Source organism: Mycobacterium sp. E2327 (assembly GCF_001672675.1).
Lineage (GTDB): Bacteria > Actinomycetota > Actinomycetes > Mycobacteriales > Mycobacteriaceae > Mycobacterium.
In genome coordinates this window covers 1-1,134 of sequence record NZ_LZKE01000203.1, presented here as the reverse complement: position 1 = coordinate 1,134, position 1,134 = coordinate 1, and the positions used below count along the sequence as shown (strand labels likewise).

At 62.6% G+C, this 1,134-nt stretch carries 1 protein-coding gene; it reads right to left on the bottom strand.

The annotated features are described in order from the left end of the window. Nucleotide 1: 1 nt before the first annotated feature. Nucleotides 2-1,087, bottom strand: coding sequence for an IS630 family transposase (locus A5712_RS23175; RefSeq protein ID WP_068110372.1), 1,086 nt, complete (start codon nt 1,085-1,087; stop codon nt 2-4). Nucleotides 1,088-1,134 lie beyond the last annotated feature (47 nt).

Genomic DNA, 1,134 nt, shown 5'->3' with positions numbered 1-1,134 from the left:
TCTAGTGTCGTGAGTCGTTAATTCGTCGACAGTAGTTTGCGACGGACTCCAGGATTTGGTCGGCGGTCTTGGTCCAGACGTAGGGGCGGGGGTTGTCGTTCCAGGTGTCGATCCAGGCGCGGATATCGGCGTTGAGTTGGCGCACCGAGGTGTGGGTGCCGCGGCGCAGCTTCTTGGTGGTCAGTTCGGAAAACCAGCGTTCGACGAGGTTGAGCCAGGATGAGCTGGTCGGGGTGAAGTGCAGGACGAATCGTGGATGGGCCGTCAGCCACCGCTGCACGGCCGGCGTCTTATGGGTCGAGGCGTTGTCCAGCACGACATGACAGTCCAGATCGGCGGGAACTTCGGCGTTGATTTTCTTCAGAAACGCCAGGAACTCCTGGGAACGGTGCCGAGAGTGCAGCGATCCGATCACCTTGCCGCTGGCCAGATCCAAGGCCGCATACAGACTCGAAGTGCCGTGGCGGACGTAGTCGTGGGTGGCGCGCGCCGGCGTGCCCGGCAGCATCGGAAACACCGGCGCGGTGCGGTTGAGGGCCTGGATCTGGGTCTTCTCGTCGACACAGAGCACCATGGCCCGCTCCGGCGGGTTCAAGTAGAGCCCCACGATGTCGCGAACCTTGGCCACGAACAGCGGATCCTTGGACAGTTTCCACGAATCCTGTTTGTGCGGGGCCAGTCCGAATGCCCGCCACACCCGTGAGACCATCGACTGGCTCAATCCCAGGTGCTCGGCCATCGACCGCGTCGACCAGTGCGTGGCGTCAGGCGGGGTCGTCTCCAATGTCGCGGTGATCAACGCCTCGATCCGCTCATCACCCACCACCCGGGGCCGGCCGGGCCGCGGTTCATCGAGCAGGCCGTCACAACGGAACTGAACAAATCTATTGCGCCACTTACGGATAGTCCCCCGATCGAGCTCCAGCCGATCGGCTAACTCGACATTGGTTCCGCCCTCAGCGGCCGCCAACACGATCCTGGCCCGCAACGCCAAACCCGCAGCACTGTTACGCCGACGCATCCACCCCTCCAACTCGGCACGTTCATCATCGGTCAACACGATCTGCGCAGCATGCGGCGACGGCATCACCCATTCTAACAAGAGCGGGCGAATTAACGACTCACGACACTAGC

Excerpts from the sequence above, each read along its gene's own strand:
- A5712_RS23175 (WP_068110372.1), bottom strand. The coding sequence starts at position 1,087 with ATGCCGTCGCCGCATGCTGCGCAGATCGTGTTGACCGATGATGAACGT.